Raw genomic sequence first — 25,516 nt, 5'->3', positions numbered from 1 at the left:
TGGGTTTTTCCAAATGCCCGCCATTGCAACGATTGCACCACATATTCGCCTAATGCGCATACGGCAGGTTTAGGCTATTGCCTTAGTCTCATACCCACGAAATTCGGGCAAATGCGCGGGGGCGAAAACAATGGCGTCTATGATACAATCGATCAAAGCAGCGATCATGCTTGGCAGCGTGCCGTTCTTACTGGCAGGATGCAGCAGCGGCCTCGCTGGTCTCGCGCCGATCCCCGCAGTCGAGGCCGGCCCTCAGGCGGTCGATACCGGCGACAGCATCAAGATCGCCATCGAGGATATCGACGGCACGGATGGCGAATATGTCGTGAGTAGTGCGGGCACGATCTCGCTGCCCTACATCAACGAAATTGAGGTCCGCGGACTCACCCTGCCAGAGGTGCAGGCGGCAATTGCGCAAGCCTATCAAACAGCGGGCATTTTCACCAATCCAGAGGTCAACGTCCAGCCAGCCGAGCTTCGCCCGTATTACGTCCTTGGCGAAGTCAATCGACCGGGCGAGTTTCAGTATCGGCAAGGGATGACCGTGCAGGCCGCGATCTCGGCAGCGGGCGGTTACACCTACCGGGCACAAGCGGACCAGGTCGAAATCACGCGCACCATCAATGGCCGCGATGTGGTTGGCTCGGCAGACAATCAGACCCCGATCACGCCTGGTGACCGTATCCGGGTGTTCGAAAAATGGTTCTGACGAAATCGCGGGCGACCGCGTCCGCGCTGATCTGCGCCCCTGTTGTCCTGACGCCCGGTGCGCTGCTGGCGCAGTCCTTGCCGACGGTCGCCCCGGCGCTCCCACGCGATGATCCGGAATTCGAGACAATACCCAAGCAAATCGGCCCACTTGCAGTCACACTCGAGGCCGATGCGCGGATCGAATACGACGATAACGTATTCGCGCTACCCGATGACAGGATAGGCGACGCGCTCTTCACTCTGGCGACGCAGGCGGGCGCAGTCCATCGCAGCGGAACCCTGACCGCGACCTTCAATTCCGCACTTGAAGTCCGGCGGTTCGCCGATCAATCGAACCAGAATACAGAAGCATTCCGCTTCGATGCCGGGCTCGCGCTGACACCGCGTGAGGGAGAAGACCTGAGCCTTGTCGCCAGCTGGCAGCGGGCGATCGAGGATCGCGGCGATCCTGAAGCTAGGCGCTCGACGACGCTAGGCCCGCGGCAGATCGACATTGCCTCCATCGAGGCGGGCTACCGCCGTTCGCGCGGCAAGCTGCTGCTCGACCTTCGTGCCGAGGCGACGGATTTCGATGCGCGGGCAGCCATCGACGATGACCGCGATTTCAGCGTTTATGGCGGGACGGCCAAGGTCGGTATCAGGGTCGGTGGCCGGACATTCGTGACAGCCTCCGTGTTCGGCAGCGAGCGCGATTTTCGCCTACCGGTCTCGCCGCAAGGGATAAACCGCGATGCGACTATCTATGGAGGACGGGTCGGAGTCGAATTCGTGCCGGGCGGCTTTTTCGAAGGAAGCCTGTCTGCCGGGGTGTTTCGCAATGAGCCCGAAGACCCGTCGCTGGATGCACGCACGGGCCTCTCGGTTCAAGGGTTGCTGGTCTACCGCCCGACCCGCCGCGCAGCCGTGATCTTCGATGCGTCGCGCGGGGACGTTGCGACATTTCGCGGCGGAGCAAGCGGGCGGACGGATACGACCGTTCGGCTAACCTGGGAGCAGGAAATCCGCCACAACCTGTATTCGAGCGCCAGTATCGGTTACCGTGAAAGCGACTTCATCGACAGCCAGATCACCGAAGATACAGTGATCGCGCGCGGTGAAATCGAGTACCTGTTCAGCCGCAATGTTTCGGTAATTGGCGAGGTATCCTATGGCTCACGCGGAAGCGATCTTCCCCTGGAGGAATTCGACCGGTTTCGCGGCGGTATCGGAGTGCGGATCCGGTTCTGAATTCGGGCTTAGCGGCCCGCAAGCTGGCGGTAGATTTTCAAGACCTGAGCCACGTGATGCTGCTGCGAGAATCGCTCGCGCGCACTGCGCATTGCGCGATCGACCATCTCTGCGCGCCGAGCGTCATCGCCAAGCAAAGTGATGGCAGCCTGGGCCATGCTTCGGGCTTCGAGATCGGGGACAAGCGCGCCGCAATCCCCCGCCAGAGCTTCGGGATTGCCTCCGGAATTGGTCGCGACCACGGGCGCGCCAACCAGCATCGCCTCAACCAGCGTTCGGTACCGAGCGGCTCATCGACGGTACCGGCACCAGCAAGAGATCGCACCCGCCCAGCCAGTCATGGCCTGGTGAGCGGTATCCTGCGTCGATGGCTGCACCCGCGCTTTCACCGATTTTCGTCGCAATTGCCTGCGCTTCGGCTTCATTTGTGGGTTCGCCAAAAAGCAAGCCGATTACGGGGCGGGTCGTGAGATTGGACAGTTCCATGACCGCATCTACAAATGCGAGAGGGCGCTTGCGATCGATAAAGGTACCGAAATATCCGCAAATAATCGCGTCTTCTGGCAGGTCAAATTCATCCAAATTCCGCGCGCGGGCAGCGGCACGATCCACCGAAATCGATACGTCGAACGGGCTGTGCACGACATGCGCCCGGTCCGAACCACCAAGCCGGTTTGCGGGCATTGCGAAGGAGGAAACCGTGATGACCTGGTCGGCGAGCCAGGGAGCAACATGAAGCGAACCGCGCGCGGCCGGATTGCCGCGATGATGCCACACAAGCTTCTTTCCAGCGAGCTTCGTCGCGAGCGCCCAGGTCGCATGGGTCCGTCCGTCATTGGTGTGAACGATGTCGATCTTGTTTTCGATGAGAAAGGCGGCCCGGCGGCGCAAGCCCTTCATCGTCGCCAGTGCGTTCAAGGCACCGAATGGCTTGCCCGCCTCGAAAGGTTGATCGGGCGGGGCGGGGTCGGAGAGCTGTTCGAAATCGCGATAATGCTCTGCAAGCCGGTACCGTCAGGCACTTCGAGCCCCATGACGATGCGAACATCTTTCGGATCGAGGCCCTCGAGCAACCCCAACAGCGAAATATGGCTCCCGCCCATCGTGTCACCGGCCATGGGATAGAACACCGTCAAACGGTCTTCATCTGGCGCTCGACCGCTCGCCGCACCTTGCAAGGCAACAGATGCCGGGCTCATGGCTGCAGCGCCTTTTCACGGTAGGTCAGGAAGGCTTCGAGATGGGAAATCCCGTCGCCGTCTGGATCGTCCCAAGGGTCGGAACGCGAAGGATCGGCACCTGCCCGGCTTTCCCAGCTATCGTCCATCCCGTCACCGTCCTCGTCGATGTATGGCGCTCGACCGCTCGCTTGTGCAAGATTGCGCGGGAGGTAACCGATCCTGCCGCGCCTTGTCCTGATTTCGCCTACGACCTGTGCGTCAATGGCGTCGCGCGGATAGGCTCCTGCGCTCGCCAGCACGTCGTCATATGCAAGCTCAGCGGGCTTCGGCGCAGCGGTGAGAGCGCAAGGCGGGCTATCCGTCAGCCGCTCCCGAGCTGTCGCGCTGATCCTTGTGAAATTCCCGATGAACCGGTTGTCCGTCTCGAAGATAGCCGCGCTCGCGTTCGATCCTATCCGGTCGTTCTCGATCCCCACTGCGCCAAGCCCTGTGTCCGGCCCTGCTATGAAACTGTTGCCGACAAGGGAAACCGGCGTTCCGCCTTCGCTTTCCCAGACTTCGGCAAATTCGGACTGGGCGTTATAGAGCTGGTTGTTCACGATCTCGATGCACGAGCCTCGCGGGAAATTCACATCCGGGTTCCTGTCGCCATTATGGGCGCAAATATTGGCGATAAAGCTTACATTCTGCGGGCCGAGCCGGGTCGCTGCCGAGCAAAGCGCACTTGTCGTGCCTTGGGATGCCATAGGCGAACACGGAATTGCTGATCGTGATATTGTCGTTGTCGGCATATCCATTGATGATCTCATCGCGGGCGCCGCTTGCGCTGACGTGATCGATGACGACATTGCGGCTGTCTTCGATCGTGATGGCATCTTCCGCACGCCGATCACCGCCGGGCCGGTCGAGCCGGACGCGGATATGGCGGACGACCACATCATGCGTGTCCTTGATCACCAGCGGTGTTCGACCGCTGGCCCCGCCTGAGTGGCTCAAGGTTATGCCAACGCCGGGCGCAGTTTGCCCGGCGATAGTGAGGTAGGGATTGCGGATGAATGGCGGGCGCCGGGTAAAGCGGATCACACCATCGACGCGGAACACGCAGACGCGCGGTCCCTCGGCCTCTACGCATTCGCGAAAAGTTCCGGGCCCGCTATCGGCGAGCGAGGTGACTGCAATCACCCGTCCGCCCTGGCCCCCTTTGCTTTCGGCGCCGTGGCCGATGGCTGCGGGAAAGGCGACTGGTTGCGGCGGGTCCTGCGATACGAGGATCTGGGTTTCCCGCACCGGAGCGTTTGAGCATGACAGAACAAAGGCTGGCAGACAAAAGGCCGCTAAAAGCAGTGGCGCACGGCGGGAATTTGGCTTTGGCAAAGCGGATGGCGCGAAATTTCCCATGCTGTACGCTCGCCTCCAACTTGGCGAATTCCTCCCTTTTGCGGTTCAGGTCAGCAAATTACGCGTTGCAGCAAGGGGCTGACAGCTATCAATTCGAGATGCCTGAGGCGCCAGTATCGCCAAATGACGTAATGCCAATGCCCCGTGCATTCGCCCTAGGTGCCTTTGCCTTGGCCGAAGCGGGCGGGCAGTATCGCAGGCATGAATGGAGCGGCATCGGGGCAGCATACCGGGCCGGGCGCAGGCTCGCTGCGCCCGCCTGTGGGGGCACTTTCGCCGCAGGGCGGAGCGATGCTGGATGTCGCAGCCCGCTGGTTGGTGCTCATCGCCTGCTTTTTCCTGTCATGGCAGTTGATCCGCCTGCCCGAGGTTAACGTGACCCTGTCCGACGCAGCGTTTGTGCTAGCTCTCGGCGCGTTGCTGCTGTCAGGCCGTCTCAACCCTGCCCTTTTCGGTCGGCTCACTGCACTCTGGATGACCGGTGTTATCTTGCTGCTCGGCGGTCTGTTCCTCGGCTCGATTGTCAACGAACAAGCGATGCGCTGGTCGATCATCGCAGCCCAGTATTTCATCGCACTGATGGTGCTTCCAATCGTGCTGACCAGTTTCGACCGTGATTTTCTAGGGAAATCGGCGCTCGCCTTCACGTATGGTGTTGCGGTGTCGCAGGTGCTGGGCATCCTGGCATTGCAGGTATTCGGGTATGCGGCACTGACCCCGATTTTGGGGCGAACTGTGGTGCGCGGCAATGACCGCATCGGCGCAATAACAGCCGAGCCCAACGCCAATGGCGCTGTGTGTGTATTTGCATTGATCATACTGCTTTCTGCGGTAATCGAACGCAGAATTAGCAATACCTTTGCGGCATTGATCGCGGCGGTAATTCTCGCCGGAATGGTTTTCAGTGCCAGCTTCACTTCACTGCTTGCACTGCTGGTATCGATAAGTCTGATCGGCCTGATGACGTGGTCGAAAGGGTTCCACCGGATCGGCGTTCCGATTCTGATGGGGACCGTCCTGTATGTCGGATTAGGCGGTCCGCTCCCCGAGATTTTTGTCGACCGCGTGGTCGAGGCTGTCGTCGGATTGGACCTCAGCAAAGCTGGCACATTCGTCAGCAGAGCGGCGCTGATCCAGGAAGCGTGGGCCAATGCCGATCCTCATTTGATCGTCGGGATGGGCGTCGATCAGTACCGCGCGGCGAGCGTTTACGGCGCACCTGTTCACAACCTGGCGCTGTTGCTGCTCAATGAAGGCGGGGCGCTGTCGTTCATCGGGTTGGCGATCTTGCTATTGTGCCTGTTTGCGACAGCGATCATGGTCGTACCGAACAAGCCGTGTCGGCGCTGCGGCATGCTTTGCAGTCCTCGCAGTCATATTGATCTACACGATGTCGATGCCGCACATGTATGCGCGCCATTGGTTCGGGCCGGTCGCGCTAATCTTTGCGTTCTATATGGCGCGATGGAAAGCCCCGGTGAATTTCGATCGGTTCCCACAGCATCTCGACGAGGCACCGCTAAAGCCCGCGCATTCCCCTGCAGGGGATTCGGAACCCGCCACTCGATGAAAAGCGCGCCATCAAGCCATTCAGGAACAGCGCCTGAAAACGCTGTTGAAGCTAGCGGCAAGAGTGTGCTCCGCCAGCGGATGGAGAGCCTCGCCCACCTGCTGGGCGGCAATGTCGGGACCGCAATCATCATGTTCGGCAGCATATCCTTTGCTGCCCGAGCCCTTGGCCCGAGCGCTTTCGGCGCATTTGTGCTTATCCTCGCTGTCGGTACCGGGTGAGCGAACGTCTATTGCGCTTCGAGTCCTGGCAGCCGCTCGTCCGCTACGTTGCGGAGGAGGAGACCTCCGGAAACAGCGAAAACATCGCGCGGCTCTATGTCTATGGGCTGATGCTCGACATTTGTGCTGCCTGGGCCGCGGCGATTGTCGCGGTGATCGCCGGGTTCGTGATCGGGCCGTTGATTGGTCTTGAACCCGATCAGACTGGCCTGGTCGCGATCTATGCCATCGCAATTGCCTGTAATATCCGCGGGATGCCGAGCGCAGCGCTGCGCATGGCAGGCCGGTTCAGGACGCTTGCCTATATCCAGTCAATCTCGGGCATAGGGCGGCTCATCATCGCTTTCACCCTGATGGTGCAGGGCGCGGGGCTGATTGGCTTCGTGATCCTGTGGGCTGCGATGCAGATGCTCGACGCAGCCATATTCAACTTTCTCGGCTTCAGGAGCCTCAAGGCGCGCGGCGTGCCGAGCCTGCTTTCCGTCAGTTGGCGCGGGTTGCCTGCCCAGTTTGCAGGCTTTTTGAAGTTTGCATTTTCGACCAACATCTCGTCGACCTTGAGAACTCTTACGCACGAGGTCGATACCCTTCTTGTCGGACTGTTTGTCGGCCCTGCTGCTGCCGGTCTCTATTTCCTTGCCCGAAGGATCGGCCATGTTGCGCAGCAAATAGGCGATCTGGTTCAGATGGTGACTTACCCCGACCTCGCGAGGCACTGGGTCAACGCCAATCGCAAGGAATTCCAGAACATCGTGAAGTGGGTACAATTGCTGCTTGGCGGATTTGCGCTCGCTGCGATTGGTGGCGTCTGGCTGGTAGGAAAGCCAATACTCGGTTTCGCATTCGGGGCTGAATTCGAAGCGGCCTATCCCCTGTTGCTCGCCCAATTGGTCGCGGTCCTATTAATGCTTCATGCAGCTCCCTCCCGCTCGGCATTGCTTGCCATGAACAGGCCGACCGAAGTCCTCGCAGTGTCGGTATGTGCCACCGTGATTTTCTTCGCGACAGCCCTGATCGCCATCCCGCAATTTGGAGCGATTGGAGCCAATTTCGCTCATATCGCGTTCGGTCTTTCCACGGCGATCCTGCTCGACCTTGCCATGTGGAGCGGGATCAGGAAGCAGGCGGCTGAGGGGGGACATGAACCTAGTTTCGACCACCATAAGCTCCGAAGGTGCTGAGAGCCCAGATACAGAGCCCCTGAACGTCTGGTCCATAATCACCAGCCTAGCGTCCGGCGGCGCAGAGAGTTTGATTGTCAGCCTGAATGCCTGCTTTGCCGATGAAGGCGTGAAGCACACGGTCGTCGCCCTATGCGACGCTGAAACAGTAGGCAATTCTCCCGCAACAGAGCAGCGCCTTGCAAAACAGATACGCGATGAAGGCGGTGAATTCGTGTCACTCGGTCTTGGTCGCTTGCGAGACCCACTAAGCGGCGGTACGCGCCCTCAATCTTTTGCTCGTACCGGGACGAACCCGAACTGATCCACGCTCATACCGCGCGTGCCATTCCGATGGTCGCGTGGTCCCGGTTCGGTGGACGTGTAATCCTGACACATCACAACAGCCGCCTCACGTTCCCACGCATTTTCTTCCGGTATATCGACACCGTGGTCGACGGATATGTCGCAATCAGCCCCGAAACCGAGGCGATATACAGCGAACAATGCCGCAAACCGGCGAAGCGCATATCGAACGGCGTATCCTCCGATTTCCTCGCTACTGAATCGCGGCAAGCCGCGAAAACGCCCTGCGGAATCCTGAGCGTGGGGGCGATTTCGGACCAGAAAAACTACTCACTGCTTATCGACACGGCGCGTGAAGTTCAGTCACGCCAAGCCGGCGCACCAATCGCCGTTTTCCGGATAGCGGGAGCGGGTGAGGGTCTTGCCGATTTGCGCCGCCAGGTCGAAGACGAGGGATTGCAGGACATTGTCCACTTCCTTGGTGAGCGCTCCGATGTTGCGCAATTGCTGAGCGATGCCGATCTTTTCCTCAACACATCGCATTACGAGGGGCAATCGGTGGCAATTCTCGAAGCGATGGCAATGGCGCTTCCCGTCGTGGCGACCGACGTACCCGGCAATCACGATCTGGTCGCGCACGAGCAAACGGGCATCTTGGCTGGGCGCGACGATCCGGTGAAGCTGGCTGACGCGATCCTTCGCCTGACCGAGGATCGGACGCTGTATGCGTCGCTTTCGCGAGGAGCGCATCGCACCGGAGCGCAATTCTCTGCCGCCAAAACCGCGGCCAGCCATCTCGAACTTTACAGCTCGCTCGCATCAAAAGGATAGGACACCAGCCAAAAGGGCTAAGATCAATGAACCACCGGTTCTCCGTATGCCCTTTATCATTGCTCGCCTGAAACTCTCATAGTGTGCGCAGAACCGTATCGGCTGAGAGAGCCGTTCGGCAGAGGCCGCCTTATCCAGACGGATTTGATTGAGTGAACGGGGTTGATTGATGTCACAAGCGCTAACGCCAACAGAACAGGCTCCGCTTCCGCCGGCTGCGCAACCCAATTTCTATCAAAATGGGCTTATGGCTGACAATAACGCCCCGGTGACGCTGCGCGATTTGATCCGCATTGCGACCCGGCACAAGACAATGATCATCACGATCGTCGCTGTCGTAACGTTGGCGGTTCTTGCCCAGCAATTGCTTTCACCGAAGATCTACCGCTCCACCTCGCACGTCCAGGTCGAGCTCATCGACGAGGTGGGTTTGAACCAGGCCGACATCGGATCGCGCAACAACCAACGCGTTTCCAATGCGGTCCGCCTGCACCGCTCGCGGTCATCCGCAGAGCGGGTTCTTGCAGAACTCAATTTGCTGGAAGAATCCCGATTTCCTGCGAGAGATCGATTATCCAGAGGGCACCGCGGAACAGGTCAAGCAAGTCGCCACGAACAAGCTGCTTTCGATGATCGAAGTCACGTCCGAACCCAATTCGGACCTGCTTCAGGTCACGGTAACGTCGCGCTCGCCTGAACTGGCTGCGCGGATTGCCAACCAGCTCCCATTGTCGGTCCGCGATGTGCGCAGCTCTATCGCCAACGAACGCCGGGGAGCACTCGTCATTCAGCTTGAACAAGAGCTGGAAGAACGCGGCGAAACGGCGCAGCTGGCATCGCAGGAGGTGGCCGATTTCAGGCGTCAGAACCGGATGCTGGTGGGCGCAGGCGGCGGTGAGGATTTTTCGCAGCTCAACCGGATTGCGGCAGCCGCTGCAACCGCAAGCTCTGCGCGCGCAGGTTCAGCGGCGCGGGCCGGAGGAGTATCGACCGCGACACAAAACTCCAGCACTGCGCAAGCGAGTTCAGCTGCGCTCGACCAATTGGAGCGGCAACGCGCGCAATTGGTGGCGGAACAATCGCGAATGGCGCCCAATTTCGGTCCCAACCACCCGGACATGGTGCGGGTGACGTCCGAACTTGCTGCGGTCGATTCGAATATCGCGATCGAGCGTGACCGGGCCCGGTCCGCTGCGGCCGAGGTCAATTCCGCCAATGCCGACCGTATGGTTGGCCTTGCCCGGAGCGAAGCCAGCCGCGATGCAGCGACCGCAGCGCGCCTTGCAGGTATCGCGTCCTCGCTTGAACAACGTGCTTACCGGAACGTCGCCAATTCAGTGAAGCTGAGCGAACTTGTCCGCGCATCCGAACTTGCTGACCAGGCCTACCAGACAATCGCTGACCGCCTGGAGCAAGTGCGCGCGCAAATGCAGCTGGAGGGGGTCACCTCATCCATCGTTTCGCCCGCCGTGCCGAGTTACGATGCGGTTGCGCCTTCGCCTGCGAAGTCGGCGCTGTTTGCGCTGCTGGCCTCGCTACTTCTCGGCTTCATGGTCGCCTTTACCCGCGAATTCCTCGATGACCGGTTGCGCACGGCGGCCCATATCAGCCGCCACTTCAACCTTCCGACCTTCGGAATGCTGCCCCTGATGCCGAAGGAGCAGCTTGAAGGAGATCCGAATGAAAGCCCGGTCATCGACGACCCGCAATCGCTTTTCGCGGAGGTGGCGCGCTCTGCATACAGCGACGTGCGAGCCCTGCGCCAGCAAGGCGGGGCGCAGGTACTGCTGGTCACCTCGCCGTTGCCGGGCGATGGCAAGTCGACCGTGTCGCTGACACTTGCTGCCGCTGGCGCTGCGATCGGCGACCGGACTCTTGTGCTCGATCTCGACCTGCGCAAACGCGGTCTGGTGCAGCAATTGCAGGACCAGATCGACGCGCCCGACCTGCTTGACCTGATTGCAGGCAAGGTAGAACTCGACACGCTCATGCCGCCCCCTATGGAGCATCTCGACGACGACAATATCGAAGTGGAGGAAGCCACTCCGGTCATGATCCTGAGCGCGAGCCGTAACGTTGACCATCCCAATTCGATGATCTCGTCGCGCAAGTTGACCGACCTCATCGAGGCGCTGCGCGAACGTTTCGACTTCATCGTCATCAACGCACCTGCGGCGCTTGCCGTGCGCGATGCCAGGGCCATGTGCGATTATGCCGATCAGACGATCATGGTCGCGCGCTGGGGCCGGACGACGAGCGAACAGATGCGCGCTGCATTGCAGCTGTTGAGCTTCCGTCCGAGCGGTGTGATCTTCGACCATGTCAATTATGCCGAACATGCGCGCAGGCGCTATGGCGACTCGGTTCAGTTCTACATGGACTCCTCGGACTATTATTCGAGCTATTTCGATCCGCCCACCGGGGTCGAGAATCTGCGTAACCGGTTTGCAGGCATGTTCGGTACGTCAACCGCGCGCGGCCTGATTGCCGGCACGGCGCGGCGGGTGCGATTCATGGGCCATCTTATTTCCCGGATCGTGGCAGCCGCCTTGCTACTGGTTCTCTCACCGGTGATCCTGATCCTTGCGCTTGCCGTGCTTGTGACGATGGGGTCTCCTGTCATCTTCCGGCAAACCCGAAGCGGGCTTGGCGGCGAGACTTTCACGATGGTGAAGCTGCGCAGCATGCGCGATGGCCGCAAGGCGGATGGATCGCTTCTACCTGATGAGGAGCGCGTTACCGGATTTGGCCGGTTCCTGCGCCGCAGCAGGCTCGATGAGCTGCCAGGCCTGTTCAACATCGCGGCGGGCGATCTCGCCTTCGTGGGCCCGCGGCCCCTATTGCCCGAAACGATAGAGCAACTTGGAGCGCGCGGCGAGGCGAGGGGCGATGTGAGGCCGGGCCTGACCGGATGGTCACAGGTAAATGGTAACACGCGCCTTTCGCTGGACCGCAAGATCGATCTCGACCTCTGGTACGCCCAGCACCAAAACATGTGGCTCGATTTTCAGATTCTGCTCAGGACGTTCCTCGTCATGATTTTTGGCGAGAGTGAAACCGAAGCAGCGCAGGCGATGGACAATGGCGGAGACCACAAGCCCGGCTAGGCCGCCTGAGTCGGGACCGTGATAGCGATTTCATCGAGGCTTGAGATCACGGCATCTGCTGCGTGTTTCGGTGTGGGCGGCGAACCGTCATGCACTCGCCCATCTCTAAGGATCTGGATGGTCGTCCAGCCGAGCCTGCCCGGAGCCAGAAAGTCTTTTGCACCGTTATCGGCGATGTAGATGTGCTCCTGAGGTTTGCGATTGGAGCACTGCTGGACGGCTTCGAAGGCGCGCGGATGCGGTTTGCCATATCCTTGGGGCCAGGCTCCGGTAAGCAAAACGTGGTCGATCCGCTCGCTTAGCCCCAGCGCCTCGACCTTGGCCCGCTGGGTAGGCTCGGGTCCGTCGCTTATGAGAGCCGATACTGCCGCCCCCATGCGGTCGAGGAACCGCTCGGCGTCAGGACACAGCGTGATATCGGGCGTGTGACCGCGATAGGTCTTGACCAGCCGTGCAACCAGATCGGCTGAGGGTTCGACGCCGGATTTGCGCAGCGCAAGATCGAAGATATTGCCGCGTGTCCCTTCATCGAGAGCTGTGCTGCAATATCGCGCAAATTCGTCAGCGTCGAAACGATGTGCGAAACGCTGTGCTACCGCCGTAAAACCGCTGCGCGCAAAGTCGCGTTCGAGGTACAGCGTGTCGTCCAGGTCCAGGACGATGACAGCCGCTTCGACTTCAATCACGGTAGACCGCCGCATCGTAGCGCATCATCGTCACGCCCTCGCGCCAAGTGTCACTTGCACATTCGGGCTGCCCGGTAATGCGCGCCAGGAGACTCTCGGCAAATCGCCCACCTGCCCGGTCTGCCAATGGATAGCCGCCCCCGAACCGAGCGTTGATCTCGAATATGCGCAGCCCTCGGTTCGCATCCTCGATCAACTGGAAGCACATGACGCCGGTCGGATCGGGCAGGGCAGCGACGAGCTTTTCTGCAATTTCGCAGATCTCCGCGCGCCGGACCGTGATGCCCTTTTCCACTTCGCCTGCCCGGATCGAAAGCCGCTTGTGCGGTATCGCTGTCACAAGCTGCCCCTGCGCATCGATGTAGATGTTGATCGTGTATTCACTGCCTTGAAGATATTCCTGGACGATCATCGGTTCGGGATATTCCGCAGCAATCTGTTCCGGGTTTTGGATCAATCCGATACCCCGGCTCGCGCTTCCGCCGGCAGGTTTCAGGAAGACGGGCCATGACCATTCATCGGGCGAAGCGCGCACGGCCTCGATCGGCGCGGTCATGGGGACGGGCACGCCGCCCTCGCGCAGCACGTCGGTCGTTTTGCCCTTGTCGCGCACGATTGCGATCGTCTCTGGCCCGCTGACATGCAGCCACGTGCCGATAGATGCGAAGCGCTCCCGCGCTTCTGCCAGCGGCATCAATTCCGGATCGATGGTCGGCACGAGCAGGCGGATGGAATGCTCGCGGCAATAATCGAACAGGACATCGATGTAGTCTGACGCTGTGCAGAGAGGGACCGCGAACGCGTGATCAGCATCATTGCAGGCTGCGCTTAGTGCCGGGTCGAGATCGCAAGCGTGCACCTCTGCCTTCAGGCCAAGGCGCTGGGCTGCGGCGCGGAAGCAGCGGGTCAGTTCGACCCGGCGCCCGGCTGACGTGAACAGGATGGGAATGATCTCGGCGCTCATTGAGCGGGATAGGCCCGGTTTTTCGCGCCACCCGGCGAGCTTTCCAAGCGACCTTGGAGCATGAGGCGGTCGATCAATTCGTCCCACTTGGCCATCACGGTGTCCGCCGCAAATCGCGCCGCCGCCGCTGGGGCAGCTTCGGCCAAGGCTTGTCGAAGCGGCTCATCCGAGATCAGGCAGTCTAACGCCTGGGCAAGACCGGCCTCGTTTTCAGCCGGGACCAGCCATCCATCCTTTGCGTGCTCGACCATGTCAGACGGTCCGAAATCGCAATCGGTGGCGATGACGGGCAGGCCTGCCGACATCGCTTCACCCAGCACATTGGGGAAACCTTCATATCTCGAGCAGAGCACGAAGAGGCTTGCGTCATCGAGCCAGCCTGCGTGCTTACGCGATGTTCCCCGGAGATTGATCCGATCCTGCATCGCTCTAACAGCGATCTGGTCCTGTAATGCGGCGCGTTCCGGACCTGAGCCCCAGATATCGAGCATCCAGTCCGGATGCTTCGGGGCAATCTTCGCAAACGCGTCGATTAGCAGGTCGAATCCCTTTTGATGATCCAGTCTGCCGACCGCTGTGACACGCTTGGCTCTCGGAGACACATCACCCGCCGCCGGAGCGATCGGGTTAGGAATGATGGTAATGCGGTCCTGCACGTACCGCGGGAAAACACCGGGTCACTCCGCGCGTCTGGCAGACGATTGCGTCGGCTTTACGGTAGGCAAGATCGAGCATACGGTTCCACAGCGGATGCGCTTTCTGGCGCTCCGGATTGTTACGCTCGCACGCAATCCATTGAAACGGCAAGCCCGCCTTCGCGATAGAAGCAAGTAGATTGTTCTTGGTCAGGAACGATATCAGGATGTCCGGTGAAGTATCCGCCAGTGCAGATCTCAGCTTGACAAGACGCTTCATGTAGCCGGCTGTCCCGCCTTCCGGACAGCCGAGCCGCGTCAGGCGCACGTTCTCCGGCATGTCGTGATAGACCGGATCATCTGCCGCATCGAAGCTTATGACGCTGACAGAGTAGTCCCGGCCCGACCAATGCCGCGCCAACTGGGCGATGACTCGTTCAGCGCCGCCCGCGCCGAGAGCCGTGACCAATATTGCGACACGCATCGTGCTCAAGTGAAAAGACCGCCTTTGCAAGTGTTCGTGCACGATTAGCACGTGAAGTGGCCTGCGTGAGCCAGTGCATTCGGTCTAACCCCTTTTGGGTGTTAGCGATTTCGGAGGGCCGAAACGGGTGAACCATCCGGAGGGATTACGCCTTCTTTGTCATCGCCAGTTTCTGCTCCCGCGTCCATCACATAGCGGGGAGGGGGATCTGGTCTTTTGGAAATGACGCGCACGGATACGGCGGCGATGGAGAAATCCTCAGGCTCAACAATGGTGACCTTTGCCGGGTTCGCCGCGCTGGCGCTTGCCCTGCTGGGGCTCGCCGGGCGTGTGCTGTCCTATCCGCTGAACCGCGACGAGAACATGTTTGTCTCGGTCGCAAGTCAGCTTGGCGGCGGCGATCTCTACCGGGACCTGGGTTTTAACCACCTGCCCAATCTCGCCTTCCTGCTTGGCGGGGTCTTCGCGGTCACCGGCACCGAGCATTACCTCCTCACCGGGCGCCTCGTCATACTGGGAGCCTGGCTGACAGCGATCCTGGCCATCTGGCTAATCGTCAAACGTCTGAATTTGGGTGCGGAAGTCTTCTTCGCGGCCAGCGCGCTATTGCTTGGCAATGCGCTGTTGCTCGGTCCTTCAGGCATGATTGTCAGCAACAATTTCCTGCCGATCCCGCTCACATTTCTCGCATTCTATTTTCTGCTTGGGGCGCTGTCTCAATCGCGAAGAGCCGGACTCGAGGCGTTTCTCGCGGGACTGTTCGTTTCGCTTACGATTGGTCTGAAGGTCAATTTCATAATGCTAGCACCGGCGTTTGCACTGGCTGCCTTGCTTGCTCCAAGCGAGAGACCATTCCGCGAGCGCCTGCTGCGGACTTTCCTTCCGCTAGCAGTCGGCGGGATTGTGGGCGGCATCCCTGCGCTAGCGTATCTCGCAATCGATCCCGACGGCTTCCTTGCGCACACACTGCGCTATTTCACCGAGCTTCAGCCTGTCTATTGGCAGGGTGTCGATGAGCCGAAGACGGTCGGATTAGAGGACAAGATCCTGCTTGCCGAACAGATATGGTTCGCCAATTCGACCCTGCTCGGCATCGCCGGAATCGCTGCATTGGGAGCGAGCGCAATGATGCGGTCGGGTGTGCAGGTGCTTGCCGATTGGCGCATCATCCTGCTTATCGGCATGCTCGTGTGCAGTCTGGGTGTTGCCTTCGTTCCGACCCCGTCTTTCAAGCAGTATTTTGTGCCATTGCTGCCATTCCTGATCCTGCTTTTCATTGTCATGGCTGCAATCATCCCGCCGAAGAGCGCTCAAATCGTTTTGCCGTTGATGTTCGCTGTGGCCGTCATGTCGCTCGTGATGGGCGCGACACGCATCCTGCCGGGCCTAGTGCAGCTGACCAGCCCTAGTTCTTGGGAGACTATCGCTTATAAACGTGAAGTCGGTGCCGCCGGGGAGGAGGCCGGGCTGGCACCGGGGGCCAGGGTCGCCGCTTTGACGCCAGTGATGGCGCTCGAAGGGGGGTATGGCATCTATCCCGAATTTGCAGCCGGGCAATTCGTTTACCGGGTCGCGCCATACATGTCCGAAGAGGATCGCGCCTATTATCGCACTACATCACCTGATGAGCTCGAGGCGTTCTTCGATGCAGACCGGCCCGATGCAATACTGGTCAACCGGGCCGAACCGATCGAAGAGGCCTTAGCGAAGTACGCGATTTCGCGCGGATTTGCAGTTTATGAGAGCACGGGCGTCGCTGAAGGCTTCGATCTGTATGTCGCTCCGCAGTGACTGTCTCCGAACGGGCCAATAGCCCCTTGGGGCAATTTCTGACTAAACCTACCTACCCCTCATGACCACTTCGGCGCGGAGGCCCTCTCGCCTAAGATTGCGGGCATCGGAATAATGAATTCCGCGCGTCCTGTTTCGAAGTGAAGGGAAGAAGCGATGAAGGTTGTCTTGCTCGCCGGTGGTCTGGGTTCTCGCCTTGCCGAGGAAACCACGCGTATCCCCAAGCCTATGGTCGAGGTCGCGGGGCGTCCCATCATGCTGCATGTGATGGACATCTACGACCACTTCGGCTTCGGCGATTTCATCGTCGCCTGCGGTTACAAGGCGATGTCGATCAAGAGCTTCTTCCAGGACCTCCACCTGATGAACAACGACTTCACGGTCGGCATTGGCAATGGAGAGATGGATCTGCGCCCGACCAGCAAGCTCAACTGGAGCGTGTCTGTCGTCGATACCGGCCTGTCGACGATGACCGGGGGGCGCATTCGCCGCTTGCGGGACTGGTTGGGCGACGAGCCGTTCATGGTCACGTATTCGGACGGTGTCGGAAACGTCGATATCGAAGCGCTGGTCGATTTCCACAAATCGCACGGCAAGCTTGCCACCGTCACCGCGGTTCAGCCGCCTGCACGCTTCGGTAACCTGGAGCTTTCTGGCGACAAGGTCACCGAATTCACCGAGAAGGTGCAGAAGCACGAGACCTGGATCAATGGCGGTTTCTTCGTCTTCGAACCGGGTGTGCTCGATTATCTCACAGGCGATGACGAGCCGCTTGAGAAACAGCCTTTGACCAGCCTCGCCCATGACGGCGAGCTGATGGCTTTCAAGCATCACGGATTCTGGCATCCAATGGACACGATCAGGGACCGCGACACGCTGGAAAAGCTGGGTTCGCAGGACCTGCCGCCGTGGATGGATTTCAAAAACGGCCAGGCGATCACCAGCACCGACATGGCGGGTGAATTGCTGAATGTCTGATCGCGCCTCATCATCTGATCAAGCTTTGCGCGATGCCTTCGCCGGGCGGCGCGTCCTTGTCACCGGACATACCGGGTTCAAGGGCGGCTGGCTGTCCATATGGCTTGCGGAGCTTGGCGCCGAAGTGACCGGCATCGCCTTGCCTCCGCCAGAAGGGCCATCGCTGTTCGAAAGCGCGCGCATCGGCGATCTCGTGGATCACCGTATTGCGGACATCCGGGATGCGGAGCAGTTCGAGCGCGCAAGCGCGGATTGCGACGCCGACCTTATCATTCACATGGCAGCGCAATCGCTTGTGCGGCCGTCTTATGATGATCCGGTCGGAACCATTGCGACCAATGTGACCGGAACGGCGGTTGTGCTCGACCGGGCGCGTCGCATGTCCAATCTCAAGGGCGTCGTCGTTGTTACCAGCGACAAGTGCTACGAAAACCACGAATGGGCATGGCCCTACCGCGAAAACGACCAGCTCGGCGGATCCGATCCCTACAGCGCCTCGAAAGGCTGCACGGAGATCATCGCCAATGCTTTCCGCCAATCCTTTTTCTCGCAGCCCGGTAGCCCCCGGATCGCAACAGTGCGCGCGGGCAATGTCTTTGGAGGCGGCGACTGGGCGGTTGACCGGCTGATCCCCGACATCATCCGCGCAACTCTCGAAGGTCGTGAAGTGACGATCCGTAATCCCGCGAGCGTCAGGCCGTGGCAGCACGTGCTCGAGCCTTTGTCCGGTTACCTGCAGATTGCTGCAAAACTTATATCGGATGAGGGCAGCGCCTACACCGAAGCCTGGAATTTCGGGCCGCCCGCCGATGCTTTCATGGAAGTCGATACGATCGCGCGCGGTCTCCGGGACCAGTGGGGAGAGGGCGCGGCTAGACATACTCTTCGGAAAGCGTGAAAGCGATCCGCACGAAGCCGGAATGCTGACCCTCGATAGCAGCAAGGCTCGCCAGAGGCTTGGGTGGAAGCCGCAGCTCTCCACCGATGAAGCCATCGCAATGACCGCCGATTGGTATCGCACCTATGCCGACGGGAAGGCCGACATGCGCGGCGTGACCCTCGATCAAATCCGCCAATATTCGGGCGCAGAACGTCCGGTCCAGAATGAGAAAGAGAAGCTGACGATATGCGTGTAAATTACGGACAGACGGTTCACGGCGAAGAAGAGATTGCGTACCGTAGTGGAGGTGCTACGCACGTCGACCCAGATGGGCCCCAAAGTGCGTGAGATGCAGGAGCGTGTGTCTGCCCTGTTCGCCAAGGATCACGGGATCATGGTGAACTCGGGATCCTCGGCCAATTACCTGGCGATGGAATTGCTTGGCTTGCCCAAAGGCAGCGAAGTGATCACGCCTGCACTGACCTTTGCGACCACGGTCGCGCCGATCGTGCGCGGAGGGCTCGTCCCCGCATTCGTGGATGCCGAGGTCGGCACCTACAATATCGACGTCGAACAGATCGAGGCGATGATCGGGCCGAAGACGAAGGCCATGATGATCCCCTCGCTGATCGGCAACCTGCCCGATTGGGACCGCATCCGCGAGATTGCGGACAAGCACGGCCTGATGGTGATCGAGGACAGCGCAGACACGCTCGGCGCGACCCTGCGCGGCACCAGCACAGGCACGCGCTCGCATATCAGCACCACCAGCTTTTACGGCAGCCACGTTATCAATGCGGGCGGCAATGGCGGAATGCTTTGCGTGTCCGATCCCGAACTCGCCGAGCAGGCCCTGCTGCTGCGATCATGGGGTCGCTCATCGTCGCTGTTTGTCGAGGCGGAAGTCTCCGAGAGCATCGAGAACCGCTTCAATATCGAACTGGATGGCATCGAGTATGATGCAAAATTCGTCTTCTCGGAGCTCGGCTACAATGTCGAGCCGTCAGAGATGGGCGCTGCATTCGGCCTGATCCAGCTTGGAAAGCTCGACAACAACATCGCCTTGCGTGAGCACAATTTCAAACGGCAGCTCGAGTTTTTCAGCAAGTATGAAGACTGGTTCGTGCTGCCGAAGCAGATGGAGCAATCGCGCACCGGTTGGCTCGCATTCCCCCTGACGCTGAAAGATGGCGCGCCGTTCACCCGCCGTGAAATGCAGATATTCCTTGAGAAGCGCGATGTTCAGACGCGGGTTGTCTTCACCGGCAACATCCTGCGGCAACCGGCGATGAAGAGCGTTGAATGCCGGACAAGCGCGGACGGCTATCCGGTTTCGGATGCGGTCATGCGCGGCGGCATCTTGCTCGCCTGCCATCACGGCCTGAACGATGCACAGCTCGATTACCTGCACGAATGTTTTGAAGAATTCGCCAAGTCGAAATCCGCAACCAGCACCAGCGAGGCTATCCATGCTTGATCCGGAATCCACTCAGAAAATACCCAGCTCGACCATGGAAAAGTGCCGCGCATGCGGCGCGGACGATCCATATCTGTTCCTGGAATATGGTGAGCATTCTCCGGCGCAGATGCTGATTCGCGCCGAGGACATGGGCGACAGCCAGCCATCCTTTCCGCTCAATGCGCAGGCGTGCCTGGAATGCGGCCTGATCGCGGTAGCAGACCAGATCCCGGAGGATTTCTTCACGCATTATCTCTACGTGCCCTCGGGCGCGGCGACGATGCACAGCCACTTTGAAGACTTTGCAGGCGTCATCGCCGGGCGCGCAGGGACTACCGGCCTGATCGTCGATATCGGCAGCAATGACGGCTTGCTCCTCGCAGCATGCAACGCGCGTGGTTGCACCACTCTCGGCTTCGATCCGGCGGCAAACATCGCCGAGATCGCGGCGGAGCGCGGCGTCGAAACCCATATCGACTATTTCTACCCGGATTCCGCCCGTGAGGTGCGCGATAAACACGGCGCGGCCAAGGTCATCACCACGACCAACACCTTCAACCATATTGGTGACCTTCACAACTTCATGGAAGCCGTGTGCATCCTGCTCAGCGATGACGGGACCTTCATCATAGAAGTTCCGTGGGCGAAGGAGATGCTCGAGCGTGCCGAATTCGACAATATGTACCACGAGCATGTGTCCGAGTTCAGCATTCTGTCGATGGTGAAGCTGGCCGAAGCCTTCGATCTCGAAGTCAGCGACGTCACCTTCCTGAAAGGTATTCACGGCGGCTCGATCCGGGTGTTCATGACGCGTAAGTCGGCGGCCTTCCCGGTCTCACCGACTGTTTCCGAGATGCTGAAGCAGGAGGCCGCTGGCGGAATGCTCGATCAGGCGACCTATGATGCGCGCAAGGCCGAATTTGATGCCAATGGCGCCGACCTCCGCCGAATCTTCGACGATCTGAAAGCGCAGGGAAAGACGATCGCCGGATACGGTGCGTCGGCGCGCGGCAACACCATGATTACCTATTACGGGATCGGTGCGGAGCACCTCGATTTCCTCGTTGACAAGAACCCGCTCAAACAAGGCATGTTCTCTCCGAACACTCGTATCCCGATCAAACCTGTCGAGGCGATCGAGGAAGAGAAACCCGACGTTTTGCTGATGTTGGCATGGAATTTCTTCGACGAGATCTACGAGCAGCAGGAAGCATTCCGTGAACGCGGCGGACAGTTCCTCCTGCCGTTCCCCAAGCCGCGACTTGTTTCGTAAGCAGCGGGGGCTTTGGGATTGGACGAGCCGCACCTGCCTTGTTACCGGGGCTGCCGGGTTCATCGGCTCTCACCTTGTCCGCCGATTGGTGGAGCAAGGCGCGCAGGTGCATGCCCTGGTGCGGGAAGGGACCTCGCTTGAACGGATCGCGCCATATCAGGGCGAAATCACGGTTCATACCGCCGATCTTGGAGATTCGCGCTCAGTCGAAGCTGCCGTCCAATCGGCACGAGCTAGGAGCTCGTGTTTCACCTCGCCAGCCCAAGCCGCGGAGCCAATGTCCCGGATTTCGAAGCTTCTCTGCGGTCGATTGACGAGGTTGTCAAACCACTGATCGGCTTGGTCCAGGCGCTCGCGGAACTCCCGGTTCCGCCTCGGGGTTTCTTTCGCGCAGGCACTATTGCCGAATACGGATCAGCACCTCTGCCTTACCGCGAAAGACAGCGCGAGAGACCGGTCAGCGCTTATGGTGCGGCGATGCTCGCGGGCGCGCATTTCCTCGACATGCTTAAAGTGGCGCTGCCTTTTCCGGCGATAACGGCACGGCTGGCGCTGACCTATGGGCCGAACCAATCGGAAGCATTCTTGATACCGAAACTTGTCGACGCCTGTTTGCTGGGCGAACCCATCAAGGTGGAACGCCCCGACGACCGCCGCGATCTCATCCATGTCGACGATGTGGTCTCGGCCTTCCTTGCTCTTGCCGAAACGCGCAACGCGAATAGCGGTGTCGTCAACATCTCGACCGGGACCGCGCCGAGCATGCGCGAAGTTGCCGCTGAAGTGATTTCGGCGACGCGGTGCGATCCCGCCATCGTCGAGCAGCGCAGGCCGCTTCCCGGCGCGGAAGTCAGCGAGTTACGATGCGATCCGAGCTTCGCGCGCGAAACCTATTCATGGTCGCCCCAGATCGGGCTGAGGCAAGGATTGTCGCAATTGATCAAGACGAGGCGCGCGCAGATAGGCGCGGGCCGCGAAGCGTCATCGGCGGCTGCTCATGGCTGAGCAGAAAAAGACTCTCGTCTCGGTCCTCGTCCCCGCCTTCAACGAAGAGGACAATGTCGAGCGCGCCTACGAAACGATCGTGCAGACTTTCGAGCGCCTGCCCGATTACGATTACGAGATTATCGTCACGGACAATCATTCAACCGACCGGACATTCGAAATCCTGCGCCGACTTGCGCGGAAAGACGACAAGCTCAAGGTCATCCGTTTCTCGCGCAACTTCGGCTATCAGAGGTCGCTCCTGTGCGCGTACAAGGCGGCGTCGGGCGAATGTTCGATCCAGATCGACAGCGACCTCCAGGACCCGCCCGAATTGATCCCGAAGATGCTGCAATTGTGGCGGATGGGACACGAAGTGGTCTTCGGCATCAGGCGCACCTTGGCCGATGGTTTTGTGGTCGCCGCGCTTCGGCGAAGCTTCTACAGGCTCATCGCCAGGATCAGCGACGACGATCTGCCGGTCAACGCCGGCGAGTACCGGCTGTGCGACCGCGTGATCCTCAACGAACTGCGCAAGGTGAATGATACCACCCCCTATCTGCGCGGGCTCATCAGCTCGATGGGATTCTCGCAGATAGGCTTCGAGTATGACCGTGCGGACCGTATTGCCGGGACAAGCAAGTTTCCGCTCAAGTCAATGATATCGCTCGCCGTCGACGGCCTGCTCAACCATTCGCTGCTGCCGCTGCGGCTGGCGTCCTACGCCGGGCTCTTGATCGGGTTTCTCAGCCTGCTCATCACATTCGGCTATATTGTCGGACGCGTGCTGCTGGGCCAGAATTGGCCAGCGGGCTTTGCGACGACGACGATCCTGCTGCTGATGTCGATCTCGATCAATGCAATTTTCATGGGCATTCTCGGCGAATATATCGGTACGCTTGTTCATTCAATCGCGCAGCGACGCCGACCCGATCATCGAGAAAAAGCTCAACTTCCAGGATCCGAAGCCGTTTCGGCTGCGGGGAATACCATCATCCGACTGATGACATAGAACACTGCGGCGTAGACACAGACCGCTGCAAGCTGGACTAGCGGGTGCTCGACATATCCCATACTCCGGCCCGCCGCGACGACGCCGAGGTTGACCGCAAATGCAATCAGCACCGCGAGTGCGTAACGGACCGCTTCGGCTGGGCTGGCCCTGCGCTCGACCCGAAAGGTGAAGCTGCGGTGGAGCGCATAGGCGATGGGTAAACCGAGCGCGAATCCGATGATGTTGGCGAGATAATCGCCAGCGCCCAGGAACAGCCCGGCAAGGATGAAGCCATATCCAATCGCCGTGTTGAATGCGCCGGCCAATAGAAAGCGCGCGAGCATGGCGACCTCGCGCGTCATCGACCCCGAACTACCGCTGCGCACAGCGCTATTGTCCGACCGCAATGTATTTGATCCCGTGCATTTCGACCTCTTCGCGGTCGTAGATATTGCGCAGGTCGACGAGCACATTGTCGTTCAGACGCTCCTTGACCTGGTTAAGATCGAGAGCACGGAATTCGTCCCACTCGGTGACGATCGCCACAGCATCGGCATTCTCGATCGCGGCATAGGGCGATGCGCAATATTCGATGTCGTCGAGCCATTGGCGCGCCTGTTTGGTCCCCTCCGGATCGTATGCGGCGACCTTCGCTCCGCCATGCTGAAGCGTCTGAATGATCGCGATGGCGGGGCTGTCGCGCATATCGTCCGTGTTGGGTTTGAAGGTGAGGCCTAGTATCGCGATACGCTTGCCAGACACATTGCCGCCGACGGCCTGGATGATCTTGCGGCCCATGGCGAACTTGCGCTTGTCATTGGACGAGACCACAGCCTCCACGATCTGCAGCGGGCGCTCGGCATCGTTGGCGGTTTGGAGCAGCGCAAGCGTGTCCTTTGGAAAGCACGACCCGCCATAGCCGGGGCCGGCATTGAGGAATTTGCGGCCGATCCGGTTGTCGAGGCCAATTGCCCGCGCAATGTCCTGCACATCCGCATCCACGCGCTCGCACAGATCGGCGATTTCGTTGATGAAAGCGATCTTGGTCGCAAGGAATGCGTTACCGGCATATTTCGCCAGTTCAGCAGAAGATCGGCTCATTTCGATCAGCGGGGCCTTGTTAAGATAGAGCGGGCGGTACACCTCGCGCATGGCGGCAAGGGCTCTGGGATCGTCGCCGCCGACGACAATCCGGTCGGGACGCTTGAAATCCTCGATCGCTGCGCCTTCCCGCAGGAATTCCGGATTGGACACGACGGCGAAGTCGGCCTCTGGGCGGATTTCTCGGATGATCCGCTCGACGATGTCTCCGGTTCCCACCGGGACGGTCGATTTGTTCACGATCACGGTGAAACCCTCGATTGCTCCGGCGATTTCACGTGCGGCCTGCTCGACGAAGGAAATGTCGGCGTGCCCATCGCCGCGGCGCGAGGGTGTGCCTACTGCGATGAAGATGACGTCGGCCTCGGCTGCGGGACCGCTCAGATCGGTTTCGAATGTCAGGCGGCCCGCTTCAACATTGCGGGCGATCAAGGCCTCAAGACCGGGTTCGAAGATCGGCACCTGGCCAGCCTTGAGAGCGTCGATCTTGCTCTCATCCTTGTCGATGCAGGCGACGTGATGCCCAAAGTCCGAAAAGCAGCTTCCCGAAACCAATCCGACATAGCCAGACCCAATCATCGCGATGCGCATCAAAACCTCCGTCACGCATGTTCAATCCTATGCTGAATTTGCGCGGAGGTGAGGGCGGTATCAAGCTGCCCAATAAGCTGAAATGCATGGTCATAATCGCCATGCCAATTCTGATTTCTGGAAAATTCGGGAGCGGTTTCGCACCCGAAGGTGCTCCCGGAGCTACCGCCCCGAGAGCAATTCAAATCAAGCGTTGACGTTCAGAGGTGCCGGCTCGAATTCTTCTTCGTCCGACTTGTCATCGGAAGATTCCGCAGCGAGCGTTGCACATGCAGCATTCGCATCGAGGCCGTGGTTGACCGCCCAGATTGCAGCCTGGGTCCGGTTCTGGACGCCCAGCTTGCGAAGGATCGCCTTCACATGCACCTTGACCGTGGCTTCGCTGATATCGAGCCGATAAGCGATAACCTTGTTCGGGTATCCCATGATCAGGCAGCGGAGAGTTTCAATCTCCCGCTCCGACAGCGAATCCAGCATTTCCGACCCGTCGGTCCGTGGAGCGCTCGACATGGCGCTGCGCAGTGGCAGGTGCTTGATGAGCTGGCTGGGCAGGATCTTCTCGCCAAGAGCGACGAGTTTGAGCGATTCAATCAGGGACTGGCAATCGATGTCCTTGATGATGTAGCCGTCTGCGCCTGCACGAAAGACGTCGATCATTGTGTCGAACTCGAATGCATTGGTGAGCAGCACCAGCTTGCATTCTGGGTATTTGGCCCTGAGGGCCGCCACCTGTTGCTCGACATTGGATCCTGATGTTTCGAAGAGGATTATGCCACGCTCGTCCAGATCCGCGATATTTGCGTCGTCTGCAAGAAGCGGAGCCGCATCTTCAAACGAATTACAAACTTCGAACTGGTCTTCGGCAAGAATCCTTCTCAGGCCTTCCTTTGCCAAGGAATTGGGACAAACGATCGAAACGCTGATATCAGCTTGGTGTAACATTTTCGGGTACCTCGCTAGCGATTGAGGAAGTACGCGAACCCT

Annotated in this window: 28 protein-coding genes; 16 read left to right on the top strand and 12 right to left on the bottom strand. The window is 59.7% G+C overall.

All coding sequences use genetic code 11. The annotated features are described in order from the left end of the window. Window positions 1-130: 130 nt before the first annotated feature. Together AC0L39_RS13145 and AC0L39_RS13140 are read left to right on the top strand one after the other, a co-directional pair. Entirely contained in the window at window positions 131-709 is a 579-nt protein-coding gene (locus AC0L39_RS13145; protein WP_473258508.1) for a polysaccharide biosynthesis/export family protein, read from the top strand. Continuing rightward, window positions 700-1,938, top strand: coding sequence for an outer membrane beta-barrel protein (locus AC0L39_RS13140; protein WP_473258507.1), 1,239 nt, complete (start codon window positions 700-702; stop codon window positions 1,936-1,938). Before AC0L39_RS13145 ends, AC0L39_RS13140 begins: the two co-directional genes overlap by 10 nt. A gap of 8 nt (window positions 1,939-1,946) precedes the next feature. Here the strand turns inward: AC0L39_RS13140 and AC0L39_RS13135 are convergent, their stop codons facing one another. From AC0L39_RS13135 to AC0L39_RS13115, 5 genes are read right to left on the bottom strand one after another with little or no spacing between them, the layout of a single operon-like run. Continuing rightward, a complete protein-coding gene (locus tag AC0L39_RS13135) occupies window positions 1,947-2,198 on the bottom strand; it encodes a glycosyltransferase (RefSeq protein WP_473258505.1) in 252 nt (83 codons plus the stop codon). Between the two features lie 4 nt (window positions 2,199-2,202). Next, on the bottom strand, window positions 2,203-2,856 hold the full coding sequence (locus AC0L39_RS13130; protein WP_473258503.1) for a glycosyltransferase family protein: 654 nt from the start codon (window positions 2,854-2,856) through the stop codon (window positions 2,203-2,205). Continuing rightward, window positions 2,853-3,137 (bottom strand): hypothetical protein, encoded by a 285-nt coding sequence (locus AC0L39_RS13125; protein ID WP_473258501.1) that lies wholly within the window; start codon window positions 3,135-3,137, stop codon window positions 2,853-2,855. The genes AC0L39_RS13130 and AC0L39_RS13125 overlap by 4 nt, the downstream gene beginning before the upstream one ends. Continuing rightward, window positions 3,134-3,751: a hypothetical protein gene (locus AC0L39_RS13120; RefSeq protein WP_473258499.1), complete on the bottom strand. Its 618-nt coding sequence runs from the start codon at window positions 3,749-3,751 to the stop codon at window positions 3,134-3,136. The genes AC0L39_RS13125 and AC0L39_RS13120 overlap by 4 nt, the downstream gene beginning before the upstream one ends. 19 nt (window positions 3,752-3,770) lie before the next feature. After that, window positions 3,771-4,406: a pectate lyase family protein gene (locus AC0L39_RS13115; protein WP_473258497.1), complete on the bottom strand. Its 636-nt coding sequence runs from the start codon at window positions 4,404-4,406 to the stop codon at window positions 3,771-3,773. Between the two features lie 312 nt (window positions 4,407-4,718). Here AC0L39_RS13115 and AC0L39_RS13110 point away from each other — a divergent pair, with 312 nt between their 5' ends. From AC0L39_RS13110 to AC0L39_RS13090, 5 genes are all read left to right on the top strand, one after another. Beyond that, a complete protein-coding gene (locus AC0L39_RS13110) occupies window positions 4,719-6,308 on the top strand; it encodes an O-antigen ligase family protein (protein ID WP_473258495.1) in 1,590 nt (529 codons plus the stop codon). Window positions 6,309-6,319: 11 nt separating this feature from the next. Then, the gene (locus AC0L39_RS13105) at window positions 6,320-7,489 is read left to right on the top strand and encodes a lipopolysaccharide biosynthesis protein (protein WP_473258493.1); all 1,170 of its coding nucleotides are present in this window, start codon (window positions 6,320-6,322) and stop codon (window positions 7,487-7,489) included. A gap of 333 nt (window positions 7,490-7,822) precedes the next feature. Continuing rightward, window positions 7,823-8,605 (top strand): glycosyltransferase family 4 protein, encoded by a 783-nt coding sequence (locus AC0L39_RS13100; protein WP_473258492.1) that lies wholly within the window; start codon window positions 7,823-7,825, stop codon window positions 8,603-8,605. 169 nt (window positions 8,606-8,774) lie between these two features. Then, window positions 8,775-9,302, top strand: coding sequence for a Wzz/FepE/Etk N-terminal domain-containing protein (locus tag AC0L39_RS13095; protein WP_473258491.1), 528 nt, complete (start codon window positions 8,775-8,777; stop codon window positions 9,300-9,302). Beyond that, the gene (locus AC0L39_RS13090) at window positions 9,235-11,712 is read left to right on the top strand and encodes a sugar transferase (protein WP_473258489.1); all 2,478 of its coding nucleotides are present in this window, start codon (window positions 9,235-9,237) and stop codon (window positions 11,710-11,712) included. Before AC0L39_RS13095 ends, AC0L39_RS13090 begins: the two co-directional genes overlap by 68 nt. On the opposite strand, the gene AC0L39_RS13085 is transcribed toward AC0L39_RS13090, so the two are convergent. Genes AC0L39_RS13085 through AC0L39_RS13070 form a run of 4 tightly spaced genes read right to left on the bottom strand, consistent with a single transcriptional unit; the run spans window position 11,709 to window position 14,481 of the window. Further along, window positions 11,709-12,398 (bottom strand): HAD family hydrolase, encoded by a 690-nt coding sequence (locus AC0L39_RS13085; RefSeq protein ID WP_473258487.1) that lies wholly within the window; start codon window positions 12,396-12,398, stop codon window positions 11,709-11,711. The genes AC0L39_RS13090 and AC0L39_RS13085 overlap by 4 nt on opposite strands. Beyond that, window positions 12,391-13,362 (bottom strand): ATP-grasp domain-containing protein, encoded by a 972-nt coding sequence (locus AC0L39_RS13080; RefSeq protein WP_473258485.1) that lies wholly within the window; start codon window positions 13,360-13,362, stop codon window positions 12,391-12,393. The genes AC0L39_RS13085 and AC0L39_RS13080 overlap by 8 nt, the downstream gene beginning before the upstream one ends. Next, a complete protein-coding gene (locus AC0L39_RS13075) occupies window positions 13,359-14,018 on the bottom strand; it encodes a glycosyltransferase (RefSeq protein ID WP_473258483.1) in 660 nt (219 codons plus the stop codon). The genes AC0L39_RS13080 and AC0L39_RS13075 overlap by 4 nt, the downstream gene beginning before the upstream one ends. Further along, window positions 13,990-14,481 (bottom strand): glycosyltransferase, encoded by a 492-nt coding sequence (locus AC0L39_RS13070; RefSeq protein WP_473262389.1) that lies wholly within the window; start codon window positions 14,479-14,481, stop codon window positions 13,990-13,992. Before AC0L39_RS13070 ends, AC0L39_RS13075 begins: the two co-directional genes overlap by 29 nt. Before the next feature lie 222 nt (window positions 14,482-14,703). Between AC0L39_RS13070 and AC0L39_RS13065 the strand changes: the two genes are divergently transcribed. The 9 genes from AC0L39_RS13065 (at window position 14,704) to AC0L39_RS13025 (ending at window position 22,858) form a co-directional block, all read left to right on the top strand. Continuing rightward, complete coding sequence (locus AC0L39_RS13065) at window positions 14,704-16,272, top strand: glycosyltransferase family 39 protein (RefSeq protein ID WP_473258481.1); 1,569 nt, start codon at window positions 14,704-14,706, stop codon at window positions 16,270-16,272. Window positions 16,273-16,428: 156 nt separating this feature from the next. After that, entirely contained in the window at window positions 16,429-17,250 is an 822-nt protein-coding gene (rfbF, locus tag AC0L39_RS13060) for a glucose-1-phosphate cytidylyltransferase (protein ID WP_473258479.1), read from the top strand. Then, a complete protein-coding gene (gene rfbG, locus AC0L39_RS13055; RefSeq protein WP_473258477.1) occupies window positions 17,243-18,148 on the top strand; it encodes a CDP-glucose 4,6-dehydratase in 906 nt (301 codons plus the stop codon). The genes rfbF and rfbG overlap by 8 nt, the downstream gene beginning before the upstream one ends. Before the next feature lie 22 nt (window positions 18,149-18,170). Beyond that, on the top strand, window positions 18,171-18,386 hold the full coding sequence (locus tag AC0L39_RS13050; protein WP_473258475.1) for a hypothetical protein: 216 nt from the start codon (window positions 18,171-18,173) through the stop codon (window positions 18,384-18,386). A 33-nt stretch (window positions 18,387-18,419) separates the two neighbouring features. Beyond that, entirely contained in the window at window positions 18,420-19,607 is a 1,188-nt protein-coding gene (locus AC0L39_RS13045) for an aminotransferase class I/II-fold pyridoxal phosphate-dependent enzyme (protein WP_473258474.1), read from the top strand. Further along, on the top strand, window positions 19,600-20,862 hold the full coding sequence (locus tag AC0L39_RS13040; protein ID WP_473258471.1) for a class I SAM-dependent methyltransferase: 1,263 nt from the start codon (window positions 19,600-19,602) through the stop codon (window positions 20,860-20,862). Before AC0L39_RS13045 ends, AC0L39_RS13040 begins: the two co-directional genes overlap by 8 nt. Beyond that, entirely contained in the window at window positions 20,807-21,196 is a 390-nt protein-coding gene (locus AC0L39_RS13035; protein ID WP_473258469.1) for an NAD-dependent epimerase/dehydratase family protein, read from the top strand. Before AC0L39_RS13040 ends, AC0L39_RS13035 begins: the two co-directional genes overlap by 56 nt. Then, window positions 21,106-21,867 carry an NAD-dependent epimerase/dehydratase family protein gene (locus AC0L39_RS13030; protein WP_473258468.1) on the top strand — a complete coding sequence of 254 codons (762 nt, stop codon included), beginning with the start codon at window positions 21,106-21,108 and terminating at the stop codon, window positions 21,865-21,867. Before AC0L39_RS13035 ends, AC0L39_RS13030 begins: the two co-directional genes overlap by 91 nt. After that, entirely contained in the window at window positions 21,860-22,858 is a 999-nt protein-coding gene (locus tag AC0L39_RS13025; protein ID WP_473258466.1) for a glycosyltransferase family 2 protein, read from the top strand. The genes AC0L39_RS13030 and AC0L39_RS13025 overlap by 8 nt, the downstream gene beginning before the upstream one ends. Here AC0L39_RS13025 and AC0L39_RS13020 read toward each other — a convergent pair. The 3 genes from AC0L39_RS13020 to AC0L39_RS13010 form a co-directional block, all read right to left on the bottom strand. Then, entirely contained in the window at window positions 22,795-23,202 is a 408-nt protein-coding gene (locus tag AC0L39_RS13020; RefSeq protein ID WP_473258464.1) for a GtrA family protein, read from the bottom strand. The two genes, AC0L39_RS13025 and AC0L39_RS13020, sit on opposite strands and share 64 nt — an antisense overlap. A gap of 28 nt (window positions 23,203-23,230) precedes the next feature. Further along, complete coding sequence (locus AC0L39_RS13015) at window positions 23,231-24,532, bottom strand: UDP-glucose dehydrogenase family protein (protein ID WP_473262387.1); 1,302 nt, start codon at window positions 24,530-24,532, stop codon at window positions 23,231-23,233. A 186-nt stretch (window positions 24,533-24,718) separates the two neighbouring features. Continuing rightward, entirely contained in the window at window positions 24,719-25,474 is a 756-nt protein-coding gene (locus tag AC0L39_RS13010) for a LuxR C-terminal-related transcriptional regulator (RefSeq protein WP_473258463.1), read from the bottom strand. Between the last annotated feature and the right edge of the window lie 42 nt (window positions 25,475-25,516).

It is taken from the genome of Erythrobacter sp. K21-9 (assembly GCF_055808355.1).
Note: the sequence above shows the minus strand (reverse complement) of the source record. Positions and strands in the feature narration are given on the sequence as shown.

Excerpts from the sequence above, each read along its gene's own strand:
- AC0L39_RS13145 (WP_473258508.1), top strand. The coding sequence starts at position 131 with ATGGCGTCTATGATACAATCGATCAAAGCAGCGATCATGCTTGGCAGC.
- AC0L39_RS13140 (WP_473258507.1), top strand. The coding sequence starts at position 700 with ATGGTTCTGACGAAATCGCGGGCGACCGCGTCCGCGCTGATCTGCGCC.
- AC0L39_RS13135 (WP_473258505.1), bottom strand. The coding sequence starts at position 2,198 with ATGCTGGTTGGCGCGCCCGTGGTCGCGACCAATTCCGGAGGCAATCCC.
- AC0L39_RS13125 (WP_473258501.1), bottom strand. The coding sequence starts at position 3,137 with ATGAGCCCGGCATCTGTTGCCTTGCAAGGTGCGGCGAGCGGTCGAGCG.
- AC0L39_RS13110 (WP_473258495.1), top strand. The coding sequence starts at position 4,719 with ATGAATGGAGCGGCATCGGGGCAGCATACCGGGCCGGGCGCAGGCTCG.
- AC0L39_RS13100 (WP_473258492.1), top strand. The coding sequence starts at position 7,823 with ATGGTCGCGTGGTCCCGGTTCGGTGGACGTGTAATCCTGACACATCAC.
- AC0L39_RS13095 (WP_473258491.1), top strand. The coding sequence starts at position 8,775 with ATGTCACAAGCGCTAACGCCAACAGAACAGGCTCCGCTTCCGCCGGCT.
- AC0L39_RS13090 (WP_473258489.1), top strand. The coding sequence starts at position 9,235 with ATGATCGAAGTCACGTCCGAACCCAATTCGGACCTGCTTCAGGTCACG.
- AC0L39_RS13080 (WP_473258485.1), bottom strand. The coding sequence starts at position 13,362 with ATGAGCGCCGAGATCATTCCCATCCTGTTCACGTCAGCCGGGCGCCGG.
- AC0L39_RS13070 (WP_473262389.1), bottom strand. The coding sequence starts at position 14,481 with ATGCGTGTCGCAATATTGGTCACGGCTCTCGGCGCGGGCGGCGCTGAA.
- AC0L39_RS13065 (WP_473258481.1), top strand. The coding sequence starts at position 14,704 with ATGACGCGCACGGATACGGCGGCGATGGAGAAATCCTCAGGCTCAACA.
- rfbF (WP_473258479.1), top strand. The coding sequence starts at position 16,429 with ATGAAGGTTGTCTTGCTCGCCGGTGGTCTGGGTTCTCGCCTTGCCGAG.
- rfbG (WP_473258477.1), top strand. The coding sequence starts at position 17,243 with ATGTCTGATCGCGCCTCATCATCTGATCAAGCTTTGCGCGATGCCTTC.
- AC0L39_RS13050 (WP_473258475.1), top strand. The coding sequence starts at position 18,171 with ATGCTGACCCTCGATAGCAGCAAGGCTCGCCAGAGGCTTGGGTGGAAG.
- AC0L39_RS13040 (WP_473258471.1), top strand. The coding sequence starts at position 19,600 with ATGCTTGATCCGGAATCCACTCAGAAAATACCCAGCTCGACCATGGAA.
- AC0L39_RS13025 (WP_473258466.1), top strand. The coding sequence starts at position 21,860 with ATGGCTGAGCAGAAAAAGACTCTCGTCTCGGTCCTCGTCCCCGCCTTC.
- AC0L39_RS13020 (WP_473258464.1), bottom strand. The coding sequence starts at position 23,202 with ATGACGCGCGAGGTCGCCATGCTCGCGCGCTTTCTATTGGCCGGCGCA.
- AC0L39_RS13015 (WP_473262387.1), bottom strand. The coding sequence starts at position 24,532 with ATGCGCATCGCGATGATTGGGTCTGGCTATGTCGGATTGGTTTCGGGA.
- AC0L39_RS13010 (WP_473258463.1), bottom strand. The coding sequence starts at position 25,474 with ATGTTACACCAAGCTGATATCAGCGTTTCGATCGTTTGTCCCAATTCC.